The organism is Bradyrhizobium campsiandrae (assembly GCF_014529705.1).
Taxonomy (GTDB): Bacteria; Pseudomonadota; Alphaproteobacteria; order Rhizobiales; family Xanthobacteraceae; genus Bradyrhizobium; species Bradyrhizobium campsiandrae.
Genome location: NZ_JAANIH010000021.1, coordinates 46,747 through 61,746, shown reverse-complemented (window position 1 = coordinate 61,746; position 15,000 = coordinate 46,747). Strand labels below are relative to the sequence as shown.

Annotated in this window: 12 protein-coding genes; 6 read left to right on the top strand and 6 right to left on the bottom strand. The window is 62.6% G+C overall.

The features are described from left to right. Nucleotides 1–27: 27 nt before the first annotated feature. From G8O24_RS17505 to G8O24_RS17490, 4 genes are all read left to right on the top strand, one after another. On the top strand, nt 28–1,395 hold the full coding sequence (locus G8O24_RS17505; protein ID WP_188101362.1) for an MFS transporter: 1,368 nt from the start codon (nt 28–30) through the stop codon (nt 1,393–1,395). 353 nt (nt 1,396–1,748) lie between these two features. Continuing rightward, the gene (locus G8O24_RS17500; protein ID WP_188101360.1) at nt 1,749–2,720 is read left to right on the top strand and encodes an ABC transporter substrate-binding protein; all 972 of its coding nucleotides are present in this window, start codon (nt 1,749–1,751) and stop codon (nt 2,718–2,720) included. A 119-nt stretch (nt 2,721–2,839) separates the two neighbouring features. Beyond that, nucleotides 2,840–3,814, top strand: coding sequence for an ABC transporter substrate-binding protein (locus G8O24_RS17495; protein WP_188101359.1), 975 nt, complete (start codon nt 2,840–2,842; stop codon nt 3,812–3,814). Nucleotides 3,815–4,001: 187 nt separating this feature from the next. Further along, complete coding sequence (locus tag G8O24_RS17490) at nt 4,002–4,625, top strand: PEP-CTERM sorting domain-containing protein (RefSeq protein ID WP_188101357.1); 624 nt, start codon at nt 4,002–4,004, stop codon at nt 4,623–4,625. Between the two features lie 219 nt (nt 4,626–4,844). Here G8O24_RS17490 and G8O24_RS17485 read toward each other — a convergent pair whose 3' ends face one another. Together G8O24_RS17485 and G8O24_RS17480 are read right to left on the bottom strand one after the other, a co-directional pair. Continuing rightward, nucleotides 4,845–5,642 (bottom strand): transporter substrate-binding domain-containing protein, encoded by a 798-nt coding sequence (locus tag G8O24_RS17485; protein ID WP_188101355.1) that lies wholly within the window; start codon nt 5,640–5,642, stop codon nt 4,845–4,847. Between the two features lie 187 nt (nt 5,643–5,829). Next, entirely contained in the window at nt 5,830–6,432 is a 603-nt protein-coding gene (locus tag G8O24_RS17480) for a TetR/AcrR family transcriptional regulator (RefSeq protein ID WP_188101353.1), read from the bottom strand. A gap of 201 nt (nt 6,433–6,633) precedes the next feature. Between G8O24_RS17480 and G8O24_RS17475 the strand changes: the two genes are divergently transcribed. Then, entirely contained in the window at nt 6,634–7,875 is a 1,242-nt protein-coding gene (locus G8O24_RS17475) for an efflux RND transporter periplasmic adaptor subunit (RefSeq protein ID WP_188101351.1), read from the top strand. A 185-nt stretch (nt 7,876–8,060) separates the two neighbouring features. Continuing rightward, complete coding sequence (locus G8O24_RS17470; protein WP_188101349.1) at nt 8,061–11,261, top strand: efflux RND transporter permease subunit; 3,201 nt, start codon at nt 8,061–8,063, stop codon at nt 11,259–11,261. Here the strand turns inward: G8O24_RS17470 and G8O24_RS17465 are convergent. The 4 genes from G8O24_RS17465 to G8O24_RS17450 form a co-directional block, all read right to left on the bottom strand. Next, entirely contained in the window at nt 11,258–11,986 is a 729-nt protein-coding gene (locus tag G8O24_RS17465) for a sulfite exporter TauE/SafE family protein (protein ID WP_188101347.1), read from the bottom strand. The two genes, G8O24_RS17470 and G8O24_RS17465, sit on opposite strands and share 4 nt — an antisense overlap. Before the next feature lie 15 nt (nt 11,987–12,001). Beyond that, a complete protein-coding gene (locus G8O24_RS17460; RefSeq protein ID WP_188101345.1) occupies nt 12,002–12,235 on the bottom strand; it encodes a hypothetical protein in 234 nt (77 codons plus the stop codon). A gap of 406 nt (nt 12,236–12,641) precedes the next feature. After that, nucleotides 12,642–13,754: a helix-turn-helix transcriptional regulator gene (locus G8O24_RS17455; RefSeq protein WP_188101343.1), complete on the bottom strand. Its 1,113-nt coding sequence runs from the start codon at nt 13,752–13,754 to the stop codon at nt 12,642–12,644. 107 nt (nt 13,755–13,861) lie between these two features. Beyond that, complete coding sequence (locus G8O24_RS17450; protein ID WP_188101342.1) at nt 13,862–14,977, bottom strand: helix-turn-helix transcriptional regulator; 1,116 nt, start codon at nt 14,975–14,977, stop codon at nt 13,862–13,864. Nucleotides 14,978–15,000: the final 23 nt, after the last annotated feature.

Below are 15,000 nucleotides of genomic sequence, written 5' to 3'. Positions count from 1 at the left end.
CGGGAATTCAGTCAAGGGAGAGCGTCTATGTCGACATCGGTGAACGCAGGCAGCCGGCTCGATCGGCTGCCGATCGGGCCATTCCATCGTCGCATCATGCTGCTGATCGGCATCGGCATGTTCTTCGACGGTTTCGACATCTACATCGCCGGCACCGTGCTCAGTGTCACGCTGAAGACCGGCTTCTCGACCCTCGCGCAGAACGCGGTTTTCATCTCCGCGACTTTCGTCGGCATGATGCTGGGATCGTTCGGCACCGGTTTTCTCGGCGACCGCTACGGGCGCCGCTTCACCTATCAATTCAATTTGCTGCTTTTCGGCGTTGCCTCGCTTGCTGCCGCGTTCTCGCCAAACATGGCCTTCCTGATCGCCTGCCGTTTCGTGATGGGCGTCGGGCTTGGGGCCGAGAACGTGGTCGGCTATTCCACGATGACGGAATTCGTGCCCGCGCGCACGCGCGGCAAATGGCTCGGCTTCACCGCCGTCTGCGTCGTGACGGGTTTGCCCGTGGCGCTGCTGGTCGCGTCCGTGCTGGTGCCGCAATTCGGCTGGCGCTCGATGTTCGTGCTCGGCGGCATCGGCGCGCTCATCGTCTGGTACATGCGCAAATCGCTGCCGGAATCGCCGCGCTGGCTCGAAGCCGTGGGGCGCACCGCGGAGGCGGAAGCGCTGATGCAGGCGATCGAGAAGGAAGCCGCGCAAGGGCAGCCTCTGCCTCCGCCGGCCGCGACGGCACCGGCGCCGGTGTCCCCCGACCTCGGCACGCTGTTTACCGCGCCCTTGCTATCGCGGATGATCGTCGGCGCGGTCTGCCTGATCACGATCAACACCCTGCTCTACGGCTTCGTGACCTGGCTGCCAGTGTTCTTCGTCAAGCAGGGCCTCTCGATCGCGACCTCGTTCGGCTATTCGCTGCTGATGGCGCTGGGGGCGCCGATCGGCTCGGGCATCGGCGCATTGACCGCCGACCGCTGGGGCCGCAAGCCGACCATCATCGGCGCCTCGCTCATCGCGGTGGTGCTGGGAATCCTTTATCCCCTCATCTCGGATCCGATCCTGCTGCCGGCCGTAGGCTTCGCCCTGACCGTGCCGATCTACGTCCTCGTCGCCCTGCTGTTCGGCGTCTACATTCCCGAGCTGTTTCCGACCGAGGTTCGCCTGCGCGCCTCCGGCATCGTCAATACGCTGGGCCGCGGCGCCACCATCGTCACGCCATTCCTCGTAATCTCGCTGTTTGAATCGCGCGGCGTTGCCGGCGTGATGGCGCTGATGATCGGGCTCTTGGTGGTGCAGATCATCACGGTCTGGGCGCTCGGCATCGAGCCCAGACATCGCAGCCTCGAGGAGCTGAAGGCGGAGGAGACGGCGGCGCCGGTGCTGAAGGAAGCATCTTGAGCAACTGCTAGCTCCATGCTCTCGCGCTCATGGCGCTCCGATCGCTGGCATCGGGGCGTCTTGCTTTGCTGAACTCTCCGGCCGCCGGCTAAAGCATGTACCCATAGTGCGATGTCAGGTCCTGAGCCACGGATGGACGTCTCAGATCGGCCGAAGCATGACTGACTGGAGACTTTTGACTTCCAGGAGGAGGCTTGCGCCTGGTCTACCGAAGGTCCGCTAATTGCGGCAGAGCGGACCGGATTTGCTGAACCTGAGCTCTTCGCACTTTGACCCAACTCGGACGTCCGATGCCTTGGACCTCCGGCCCAAAATTGTATACGGTCGGGGAGAGGCATGGGGCGAGATCGGCAATGAAGCGGCGACAGTTCATCGCTGGATCGGCAAGTATCATTGCATGTAGCTTTTCTTCTGCCGCGATGGGCGCCAACCCCTGGCGCATCGGTCAGGTCTTTGGCGGTCCACCGGACAATGCTGCCCCTTCCGAGCTCGTCCGGGCGCTTCTTGGCCTCGGCTATGTCGACGGCAAGGACGTTCGGGTGCGGACGCTGTTTACGGCTCCGAATCCGAAAGACATGAAAGAGGCCGTTCTCTCCCAGCTTCCGGACATCGACTTGCTCGTCGTATGGGGAACGATCGGAGCCGTTGCAGCAAAATCGGCGGCATCGAATATTCCTGTGGTCTTCGTGTCGGTTGGGGCGCCCGTGGACATAGGCCTTGTTCAAAGCCTTGCTCACCCTGGCGGGACTATGACGGGCATAACGTTTGAGGCCGCTTCGGAGACTTACGGGAAGCGGCTTCAACTTCTCAAGGAGATCCTTCCGAATCTGAGCCGCCTGGCCGTTCTGGGAGCAAAAGGTGATCCCAACTTTCCATTTGCGATGACGTCGCTCGACAACTCTGCCCGGGCGCTCGGCGTGTCGATCGCGCCGGTTGAAGTCAATTCGGCTGACGATCTCAGGAGCGCATTCGAGGAGATGAAGCGCCGCCAATCCGAGGCATTGGTCGTTGTCGCCGGCGCGCTGACTTACGTGAACAGCAGGCCTATAGCCGAATTGGCCTTGTCGAATAGGCTGCCGTCTTGCCACGGCTTCAAGGAGACTGTTGAGGCGGGGGGCTTGATAAGCCTCGGTCCGGATTTTTTGGCATTCGCCCGTCAGGGAGCCCGCCTGGTCGACAAGATCATCAAAGGCGCAAGACCGGCGGATATCCCGGTAGAACAGCCTACTCAATACATCACGACCATCAATCTCAAGACCGCCAAAGCGCTCGGCATCGATATGCCGGCTGCTCTGCTAGCTCGCGCCGACGAGGTGATCGAATAGCATCGATGTCCGATTGTGACCCGAAGCTACCGCATAGATGGCTTGGAATGGATTTCAATCCCAAGTCAATAATGTAACTTGCCGCCAGCAAGGGCTGATCTGCGCAAATGAGGTACCGTATGAGGCGGCGGAAATTCATTACACTGGCAGGAGGCACCGCCGCCTGGTCGATTGCTGCACGCGCCGGACAGGCAACAATGCCCGTGATGGGATTGTTGGCACTGGCGCGACCAGCTTGGGTCATGAATGCAATCCATGCCGGTCTCAAGGAGGCTGGTTACGAGGATGGCCGCAACCTCACCATCGTCGAACGTTCAGCCAACGGCCAGTTCGACCGGCTGCCTGCGCTGGCGGACAATCTGATCAGGAGCCGGGTGGATGCGATCTTTGCGACGGGATCGCCGGTCCCGGCACGCCTCGCCAAAGCGGCGACCACGACCATACCCATCGTTTTTGCTTATGGCGGAGATCCGGTCGCAGACGGTCTCGTCGATAGCCTCAATCACCCCGGTGGAAACGTCACAGGCGCCACCTTTATAGGTGCCGCTTTGCTCGCCAAGCGAATGGAGATCATAAAAGAGATAGTACCGCGGGCAACTGAGGTTGCACTGCTGGTTAATCCACAAGGCACTCTTGCGGAGCGACAGATTGAGGAAGGCAAGGCGGCGGCAAGGGCCCTGGAGCAACATCTTCATGTACTCAATACCAGCACCATCAGCGACGTCGATGTCGCATTTGAGGCGATGGCGCAGTTGAAGATCCAAGCCTTCATTGTGAGCACCGATCCGTTCTTTGGCTTTGTTGGCGGTGACCGAATTTCCAGCCAAGCCCTACACTACAAAATTCCGGGTATCTATACTGGACGCGAGGAGGTGGACGCCGGAGGATTGATTAGCTACGGCCCAGACAAGACAGACACTTGGCGTCAGGCAGCCGTTTACGCCGGTCGTATACTCAAAGGCGAAAAGCCGTCGGATTTGCCGGTCATGCAACCAACCAAATTTGAGTTGGTGATCAATCTGAAACTGGCGAACGAGATCGGCCTAACTATTCCGCCGACGCTCCTCAGCCGCGCGGACACGGTGATCGAATAGAGATTGTCTGCTGCGGCGCATCAGTCCGCTGTAGGCCCGTAGCGGACCTCAGTCTCCTCAATCCGAATTCCTGCTTCGCTGCGCCGAGATCGGACATCGCGAAAACACCGCAAAGTTTTCCATGCGTCGTCGTTGACGGCGGTTGATGCCATTGTTCTATTGTCCCGGCCTCTGTAGGGAAAACTCTATGAAGATAGTATTATCTGCACTGATTAGCGCTGGCACACTGTTCTTTACAACGGTGGCAAGCATTGCAAGCCCGTACGTCGTAACAATCAACCAAGACGGGGGTCATCTGGTTGCTACGGGTAGCGGCTCAATCGATGTGACAGGGCTGCAGCACTTTTCGGGGCTAAAATTCCCCACCGTAGGTGCCGAAGAAGGCACGATCATTACGGGGCCGCACGCAAACACAACGGCGAATATTTATTACCCTGTTTCTTTGAACGGCCCGACTTGGTTTGGTCCTGGTAGTGATGAATATCGATCGCTGGCCGGCTCGGGCAGCATCGTTGGATTGGAAATCGATTTCAATCCGAACTCTGCAGAGCTCATCCTTCCGGCCGGTTATATCTCCGATACGCCCCTTTCGAGCAGCGCGGACTTTGGCCTTATCACTTTTGCGAGCCTTGATATCAAGCCTGGCACTTTTACGTGGACGTGGGGAAGCCGCCCGGATCAGAGCTTCACGGTGGAGATCGGTTCCGTTTCAGCCGTTCCCGAGCCATCGACCTGGGCGATGATGCTTCTCGGCTTCCTAGGTCTCGGCTGGATCGCATATCGCCGCCCCAACCAGATTGAGGTTGCCTGATCGTCGGCACCGTCATTTCTGCGCAACAGAGAGGGCCGCCTCCGGGCGGTCTTTTTGTTTGGCGGATGTCGGTTCGTGGCCCTTCGCGTCGTTTAGCGCGATCCGCCCGCATGTCCGGAGTTTGGGGGAGACCGGAAATTGCCGACGAGGGGCTAAATAGAGGCAAATGACCCACGGCGGACGTGAGCTGCCGTTTGTTCGCTCGCCGGAACAAAATGGTTACGGTACCCGAACTCCGCGCAACCCTGCCTCAACGATGGCTTTCTGGACGGTCCCGTCGGACCGGATTTTATTCACGAACTCGTCGACAGTGGGAAGTGCCGCAGCAGCACGCTTGCGCACTCCTATCGCCATTTGAACGACGTTGAAGTGTCCGGGCAAGACGCGCGCACCGGGCAACGCGTCTGCGATGCGGTAGGCGAGGTGTAGGTTCTCGCCATAAACGTCAGCCGTTCCCGTCGCGAGCGCCTCGCGCGCCGGCTCGAACCCACCAGGCACTGGGACAATCTCTGCATTCTTGATCAGGCGCTTCAACACCGCGTTTGGCGCGCTACCTTGCGCAACCGCTATTCTCACGCCAGTTCTGTCGACTTCTTCCGCAGTCGTCGGCGCGGCACCGGGACGGGCGACGTATCCGTTGTCGACCTCCATGAACGCATTGCTGAATGCGAGATACTCCGCGCGGGACGGATCACGCGCGGCAAGTCCAATATCCCACTCGTCGAATGCAAGGCTTTCGTTATACAGCACAGGATTATCGTACGGTTTGAGCTCCACTGGCACGCCAAGATGCGCTGCAAGCGCGTTACCAATGGCTACGGACACACCACCAAGGCTCTTGTCGGGACGGCGAGTGACCAGAACTGGATTGGATGCGATGAGTGCGACGCGCAGTTTGCCGGTTGGGGCCAATGCACCGGTGGCTGACAGGGTTTGCGCCTGCGGCGTGGATTGCGTCGAGCAGGCTGTGGCCAACGCTGTGATTGTGCCCGCGACCGCCTCTCTTCGTGTCCACATGGTGCAACTCTCCAACGCGTCGATTATTCGCACTATCACAATCTTAGACCGCCCGCGCGACGACTCAAGCCCTCGCTGCCTCATGTCGGGATTTGGCCCTTGAGCGACGTTGGGAGAATGCTGCTTTTCCGCGGCTGTTGGTGCCTAAGCGGACATTCAGCGGCCTGCCGCTGAACGAGCACCCAGCCTAGTCCCGCACCGACTGCGCCTCGACGGCCTGCACCGCGACATCAGCGACCTGCCGCAACGCCTCGCGATCCGCGCCGGACGAGGCCATCACGCCCATGCCGACGGACACCGCCGAGACATAGCGCGCGAGCGCGGCGGGATCGGCCGTCTCCTTGAGATCGCCCTCCGCCTTGGCGCGCAGGAAGCGCTCGCGGAGCTGGTCCTCGTTCTGGGCTCTGCGGGCGGCGAGTTCGAACGGCACATTCTCGGAGCCGGTGCCGCAGGCGATGCCGCCCTGCACGAGCAGGCAGCCGGGTGGATTGGCGGGATCGGTCTGCTTGTCGGCGATGCCCATCAGCATCCGCACCGCAACTTCGCGAGCGGTGGGAGCGGCCACTACCTCGTCCATCCAGGCGCCGCGCGCCTTGGTGTAGCGGTCGAGCGCGGCCTTGAGCAGGCCTTCCTTGTTGCCGAAACAGGCATAGAGGCTCGGCGGATTGATGCCCATGGCCTCCGTGAGCTGGGCAATCGTCGCGCCCTCATAGCCATGGCGCCAAAACACTTCCATCGCCCGATCCAACGCGATGTCGGCGTCGAATTCGCGGGGGCGTCCCATGCCCATGTGCCTGTCTCCTCGGGGATCGGCGTCGTCAGCCGAATTAACGCCTGATCCTATCTAGTTGTTCTATCTTTCTTTTCTGTTCCGTCTTCCCAATCTTGCGGTAAGCGGCTACAATTTTCTTAGTGAACGGTACATAAGTATCTTGCGCTGCGATATCCAGCTCCACATCTGTAGTGAACACTACATATCTGGAGCGCGCAAATGCCCCCCTCCCAACTGACCTCTCGTCCGGGCCGTATCCGCCGCCTTCTCGGCGGCGTCGCCGTCGTGGGCGCCCTCGCCGCGGCCGGCTCGATCGCGACCGGCCACTATTTCCGCGCCGCCCAGGCGACCGCAACCGCGGCCGCGGCGGAACAGGCCGTCCCCGTGACCATCGCGATGATCGAGCCCAAGCAGACCGTGCTGTGGGACGATTTCTCCGGCCGCCTCGAGGCGATCAACCGCGTCGAGCTTCGGCCGCGCGTCGCCGGCGCGATCATGTCGACCAACTTTACCGAGGGCGCGCTGGTGAAGGCCGGTGACGTCCTGTTCAAGATCGATCCCGCGCCCTACAAGGCCGAGGTCGACAAGGCTGCCGCTCAGCTCGAAGCGGCCAAGGCACGCGTCGTGTTCACCCAGAGCGAGCTCGAGCGTGGCGCGCAGCTGGTCGGCAACGCCGTGGTCACCCGACGCGACTACGATCAGCGCGACAACGCCAATCGCGAAGCCATCGCCAATGTGAAGGCGGCCGAAGCGACGCTGCAGACCGCAAAGCTCAATCTCGACTACACGGAAGTGCGCGCCCCCGTCGACGGGCGGGTCGGCAAGTTCGAGATCACCGTCGGCAACCTCGTCGCCGCCGGCACCGCCTCCCCGGTCCTGACCTCGCTGGTCTCGGTCAATCCGATCTACGCCTCGTTCGATGCCGATGAAGAGGTGGTGCTGCGTGCGCTGAACTCGATTGCGGATGCTTCCGGCAAGCGCGGCAATCTCGACCAGATCCCGGTCGAGATGGCGACGTCGGGCGGGCTGTCGGCCAAGGGCCACATCCAGCTGATCGACAACCAGGTCAATGGCCAGAGCGGCACCATCCGCGTCCGCGCGGTCTTCCCCAACGACGACGGTCGTCTCATCCCCGGCCAGTTCGCCCGCGTGCGGATGGGCCAGCCGAAGCAGCAGACGCTGGTCATGATCGACGAGCGTGCGATCGGCACCGACCAGGACAAGAAGTTCGTGATGGCTGTCGGCGACGACAGCCGCGCGGTCTACCGGCCGATCACGCTCGGTGGCTCCGTCGATGGCCTGCGTATCGTCACCGCGGGCCTGAAGCCCGGCGATCGCATCGTCGTCAACGGCCTCCAACGCGTGCGTCCGGGCGCTCTCCTCAAGACCGAGGTGGCAACGATGGGCGCGCGCGGACAGCAGGCCTCCAACCACAGCAACCAGGACGTGGTGCAACGCTAGTGAGCGACGTCATTCCGGGGCGGGCATAGCGCGAACTACGGTGCGCAATTGCGCACCCGAGACTCTCGAGACTACATAACTCCGACGACCTGACCTCTGGATACCGGGTTCGCGAGCTTTGCTCGCGCCCCGGAATGACCGGTGTGCTGGCGGAGACACGCAGGATATTGCCCAGGGGCAAAGCCATGAATCTCTCAAAGTTCTTCATTGATCGTCCGATCTTCGCCGGCGTGCTGTCGGTGCTGATTTTCCTCGCCGGTCTGATCTCGCTGTTTGCGATGCCGATCTCGGAATATCCCGATGTCGTGCCGCCCTCGGTCGTGGTGCGCGCGACCTATCCCGGCGCCAATCCCAAGGTGATCGCGGAGACGGTGGCGACGCCGATCGAGGAGCAGATCAACGGCGTCGAAGGCATGCTCTACATGTCGAGCCAGGCGACCACCGACGGTGCGATGACGCTGACGGTGACGTTCCGCCTCGGCACCGACCCCGACAAGGCGACGCAGCTTGTGCAGAACCGCGTGCAGCAGGCCGAACCGCGCCTGCCGGCCGTGGTGCGCCAGCTCGGCATCATCACCAAGAAGTCCTCGCCCGACCTCACCATGGTGGTGCATTTGCTGTCGCCGAACGGCCGCTACGACATGACCTATTTGCGCAACTACGCGGTGCTCAACGTCAAGGACCGCCTGGCGCGGATCGACGGCGTCGGCGACGTCCAGCTTTACGGCGCCGGCGACTATTCGATGCGGGTCTGGGTCGATCCGCAGAAGGCGGCCGAGCATGGCCTCACCGCCAGCGACATCGTCAAGGCGATCCAGGCGCAGAATGTCGAGGCCGCCGCCGGCGTGGTCGGCTCCTCGCCGAACGTGAAGGGCATCGACCTGCAATTGTCGGTCAATGCCGAGGGCCGTCTCGCCAACGAAGACCAATTTGGCGACATCGTGGTCAAGACCGGCACGCGCGGCGAAGTCGTTCGTCTGCGTGACGTCGCGCGCATCGAGCTTGGCGCCTCCGAATACGGCCTGCGCTCGCTGCTCGACAACAAGCAGGCAGTGGCGATCCCGATCTTCCAGGCGCCCGGTTCCAACGCGCTGGAGATTTCCGACCACGTCCGCGCCACCATGGCCGAGATCAAGAAGAGCATGCCGGAAGGCGTGTCGTACCAGATCGTCTACGACCCCACCCAGTTCGTCCGCTCCTCGATCGAGGCCGTGATCCACACGCTGCTCGAGGCGATCGCGCTGGTGGTGCTGGTGGTGATCCTGTTCCTGCAGACCTGGCGCGCCTCGATCATCCCCCTGCTCGCCGTGCCCGTCTCGATCGTCGGCACCTTCGCGGTGATGCACGTGTTCGGCTTCTCCATCAATGCGCTCAGCCTGTTCGGCCTCGTGCTCGCCATCGGCATTGTCGTCGACGACGCCATCGTCGTGGTCGAGAACGTCGAGCGCAACATCGAGGGCGGGCTGTCGCCGCGCGATGCCACCTACCAGGCGATGCGCGAGGTGTCCGGCCCGATCATCGCGATCGCGATGGTGCTGATCGCGGTGTTCGTGCCGCTCGCCTTCATCTCCGGCCTGACCGGTCAGTTCTACAAGCAGTTCGCGCTGACGATCGCGATCTCGACCGTGATCTCGGCGGTGAACTCGCTGACGCTGTCGCCGGCTTTGTCGGCGCTGCTGCTGAAAGGTCATAACGAGCCGAAGGACCGGCTGACGGTGATCATGGAGAAGGGCCTCGGCTGGTTCTTCCGCCGCTTCAACAAGGCCTTCACCTACTCCTCGAACAGCTATAGCGGCACCGTCACCAAGGTGATCTCGGGCAAGGCCGCGGTGATGGGGCTCTACGTCGTCCTCGTCGGCATCACCGCCTTCCTGTTCCAGCAGGTGCCCGGTGGATTCGTGCCGGGCCAGGACAAGCAATATCTCGTCGGATTCGCCCGCCTGCCCGATGGCGCCACGCTCGACCGCACCGAGGAGGTGATCCGCAAGATGAGCGACATCGCGCTGACCCAGCCCGGTGTCGAAAGCTCGGTCGCCTTCCCCGGCCTGTCGATATCAGGCTTCACCAACTCCTCCAACGCCGGCATCGTGTTCTCGACGCTGAAGCCGTTCGACGAGCGCAAGGATCCCTCACTGAGCGGACCTGCGCTCGCGGCCGAGCTGAACAAGAAATATGCCGGCATCCAGGAAGCCTTCATCGCCATGTTCCCGCCGCCGCCCGTCAACGGCCTCGGCACCATCGGCGGCTTCAAGCTGCAGATCGAGGACCGCGCGGGCCTCGGTTATGAGGCGCTGAACGACGCCACCAAGGCGTTCATGGCGGCGATGCAGAAGACGCCGGAGATCGCCGGCGTGTTTTCCAGCTTCCAGGTCAACGTGCCCCAGCTGTTCGCTGACATCGACCGCACCAAGGCGCTCCAGCTTGGCGTGCCCGTGACCGAGGTCTTCAACACGCTGCAGATCTACCTCGGCTCCTACTACGTCAACGACTTCAACAAGTTTGGCCGCACCTACTCCGTCTATGTCCAGGCCGATGCGCCGTTCCGCGCCCGTGCCGACGACATCAGGCAGTTGAAGGTGCGCTCGTCTTCCGGCGACATGGTGCCGCTGTCGGCGCTGCTCACGATCCGCCAGAGCGCGGGACCGGAGCGTGCGATCCGCTACAACGGTTTTCTGTCCTCCGACATCAACGCCGCCGCCGCGCCGGGCTACTCGTCCGGTCAGGCGCAGGAAGCGGCAACCCGGATTGCGGCGGAAGTGCTGCCGCCCGGCTTTGCCTTCGAATGGACCGACCTGACCTATCAGGAGTTCATCGCCGGCAATTCCGGCCTCTGGGTGTTCCCGCTGGCGATCCTCCTGGTGTTCCTGGTGCTGGCGGCGCTGTATGAAAGCCTGACCCTGCCGCTCTCGATCATCATGATCGTGCCGATGGGCTTGCTGGCTGCGATGTTCGGCGTCTGGCTCTCCAAGGGTGACAACAACGTCTTCACCCAGATCGGACTGATCGTGCTCGTGGGACTCTCGGCCAAGAACGCGATCCTCATCGTCGAATTCGCGCGCGAGCTCGAATTCGCCGGCCGCACGCCGATCCGGGCCGCGATCGAGGCGAGCCGGCTGCGTCTGCGCCCGATCCTGATGACGTCGATGGCGTTCATCATGGGCGTGCTGCCGCTGGTGCTCTCGACCGGCGCGGGCTCGGAGATGCGCCGCGCCATGGGCGTTGCGGTGTTCTCCGGCATGATCGGCGTCACCGTGTTCGGCCTGTTCCTGACACCGGTGTTCTACGTGCTGCTGCGGACCATCACCGGCAACAAGCCGCTGGTGCATCATGGCAGCGACATCAGCGCAGCGCCGGTTCCGGGCTCAATCGCCAGTCCCGGTCACTAGACCAGGGAAATGCCGGAGATCAGCAACAGAACGAGCACGGTCTTGCGAAAGACCGTCTCGTTGACCCGGTGAAAGGCAATCACGCCAAGGGCCGAGCCCGCAAACAAGGCGGGCAGGCTGACCGCGAGGTCGACAAAGACTTTTGACGACAGATCCTGGTGACCGACCAGCAGCACGATCGCAAACAGCTGCATCGCGGCGATGAACGGCTGCACCAGGCCGCGCTGCTCGCTCTTGGGCATGCCGCGCATGTCGCACCAGATCGTCGGGATCGCACCGGGCATCGCGGTGAGCCCGCCCACCAGGCCGCCGCCGAATCCAATCAGCGCCACCCAGTGCCGGCCGACGGCCTCGCCCGCCGTCACCAGCGTCGGCCGCAGCAGCATGTAGCCGGCATAGAGCGCGACGACGACGCCAAAGCCGCGCCGCAGCAGATGCGTGTCGGTCGACTGCAGCAGCGACACCGCGATGGGAACGCCGATCAATCCACCGACGATCAGCAGCAGGCTGCCCTCCCAGCGGATATTGCGCCGGAGTGCCCACAGATTGGTCGCCTGCACGCCAATGCTGCACGCCATCATCAGCGGCACGGCTTCGAGCGGCTGAAACACCCGGAGCAGGACCGTCCCCGCGACGGCCGAAAATGCGAAGCCGGAAAGTCCGGAGACGAACGCGCCCGCGAACACGGCGACGCTGAGCAGCAGCAGGGTCGTGATGTCAGGCATGGTTCGCCCTCCGGCTCAGTCATAGGGAATTGGCGTGACCGGCATGGATGCGCTTTCCGCGCAGGCCGCAGCCTCGCGCGGAAACGATCCCTGCATCGCATGCGCGTGCGATCGTTCCAGCATGACGAGGCCGACCAGTTGGAGGATGACGAGCGCAGCCGTGAGCGCGATCGCGACGATACTGCCGTTACGCGCGCTGGAGACGGGGGTGACGGGCCGTACGCTCGCACGCATCAGATTGATAGGCATTTTCTGAAAATTCCTCTTCATTGCAGACAGAAATGAATTCGTTGAAAGGCGACATTTCGGGCGAGGCATCCAGCAGATGGCGGTAGCGCCGCAGGACGCGCCGGGCCTCGATGGCGCGCTGCTGATGCATCGCCGCGATCATGCGATCGACGGCACCATGGAACTTCCCGACCAGGCTCCGTGACGTTGTTCGCATGACGATCTCCTTGCGAGCGAGATTGATGGAACTCACTTCCATCAGCTGTGAATTGCTTCACACACGACGCCAGCGCGACGAACAAGAACTCGTGTGCTCTCGTAGGAGAGAACGCTGCGAATCGCGTCACCCAAACGAATGACGCGCGATAACATTGTGATGATGAAATGGCGGGCATCATTCTGCTGCTTTTCGCAGCGAACCGGCGCGTCAATGAACAAGAGGATTGGAGAATCCTGCCACGAGTTTGACGAGCTCGGCCTGGCGGCTCGTGCCGGTCTTGTCGAAGACACGATGCAGATGCGTCTTGACCGTCGTCTCGGCGATCCCGAGCGCGCCCGCCGTCTCCGGCACGCCGCCGATGTCGACGATCGATTGCAGAACCCTGAGCTCCGCAGGTGTCAGTTCGAAGGTGCGGTCGATCAAGCCGGCGCAGGCACGGGCATCGAGCTTCGCCTTCCAGACGAACAGCGCGCCGATGGCGCCATCGGCGCGCCCCTGCCGCAGCAGCGACGGCAACGCGATCACATGGGCGACGTAGTGGGATCCGTCATGCGATGTCAGTTGAATTTTGCGGTTCGCTGCCGCCGCGGCGGCCACCTCCGCTTCGCCGCGAAACACCTCGCGCAGCGCCGCATTCGCCTCAGACGAGCTCGCCAGCAGCCGGCCATGGACGGATCGCAGCACATCGTCGGCCTCCAGGATCGCATCCGCCGCCGGATTGCTGTGGACGATGTTGCAGGCGGAATCGAGCAGGATCACGCCGGCCTTGAGGCGATCGACGATTTCGGCCAGCGCCGTCGACTTCTGCTGCTTTCGCACGATGGTCCGGTTGATCATCAAGGCACGGCTGGCGTGTGGAACCACGAGCTGCATGCGCGCCCGCATCTTGGCGTCCAGCATCTCTCTGCCCGGAATGACCGTCATCAGCATCGGACAGGACGAGTTCGCCCGCTCCAGCACCACATTGGCGACGTCGGCACATCCCTGCGGGCGCAGCCATTCCTGATAGAAGCGGCCGCGACGATATTCGTCGAAGTCGACGAGATCGGGAATGTTGCGCACCTCGCCATAGCGCGGCAGCCTGGCGAGCGGATCGTGCTGGGCGTATTCGTCGGCATAGAGCCGGATAAAGTGCGGATCGACACCGCAATAATAATGCGTCGCGCCCGATTTGCTGACCTTGTCCTTGGAAATCAGGCCGCAGGCCCGGCTGCCGAAGAAACCGTTGAGCATGACGACGACGTCGGCCCACAGATCGGGATCGAGGCCGGCGTCATAGATGCGCTCGATCAGCTCGGAATGTTTGCCAGTCAGCTGCATTGCAAGGGTCAATCGTCAGGCGCCGCGGAACGTGACTGTCCCGCGGCTTTTCCATGGAGTCGATCGAGCGGCCAATAGGTTCAACGAGCCCGATGCCGATCGAGCGATCAGTTGACGAGCGGATTGGCGAAGCCGGCAGCAAGCTTGACGAGGTCCGCCTGCCGCGAAACGCCCGTCTTGGCGAAGACGCGATGCAGATGCGTCTTCACCGTCGTCTCCGCGATTCCGAGCGCAACGGACGTCTCGGGAACGCCGCCCACCTCGACGATCGACAGAAACACCCGCAGCTCGGCCGGCGTCAGCTCGAACGTCCGCGCGATCAGCTCGCCGTAGGACTGCCCGCCGAGCGCCACCTTGCGCAGCAGCAGCGCGCCGACCGCATCGCACGACCGCTCGCTGCCGTTTCGCAACACCGAGGAGAGCGGCAGGATATGCGCGACGTAACGTTCACCTTTCGGGGAAAGCAACGGGATCGCTTGTCCTCCCGCGGCATTCGAGGGAACTCCGCGACCCGCAAAGCTGTCGCGCAGCATCTGATTGGCCTCGGTGCCGCTGGCCACGAGCTGACCGGCAACGAGGCGCACCACGTCGTCGGCCTCCAGCAGCGCGTGACCGCTTGCATTGGCGTGCACCACATGACAGCCGGAATCGAGCAGAAAGATGCCGGACGACAGACTATCCAGCACGTCGGCGAGCGCGCTCGCCAGCGTCAGCTGGGTGCTGATCGCCCGGTTGACGAGCAGCGCACGGCTGGCGTGCGGCACGAGCAGCGACATCCGATGCTTCATTCCGGCATCGACCATGCGCCGGCCCGACAGCACCGTCATCATCACCGGGCAGCTCGCATTCGACGCCTCCAGCACGACATTGGCGGCATCACTGCAACCCTGCGGCTGCATCCATTCCTGATAGAAGCGTCCGCGGCGATATTCGTCGAAATTGACGAGGTCGGGAATGCTCACAATCTGGCCGTGTGGCGGCAGGATCGTCAGCGGATCGAACTTGGAATGGGTCTGCGAATAGAGCTGGATGTAGTGCGGATCGGCCCCGCAATAATAATGCGTGACGCCGAACTTGCTGATCGAATCCTTGGAAAACAATCCGCAGGCCTGGCCACCGACGAAATCGCGGATCCCCAGGACGACGTCATTCCACAGCGCCGGATCGAGACCGGCATCGTAGATCTGTTCGACCAGATCGGGCAGCTTCCGCGCGCTCGGCATGGCGTTCAATGGCTTTGGATGAA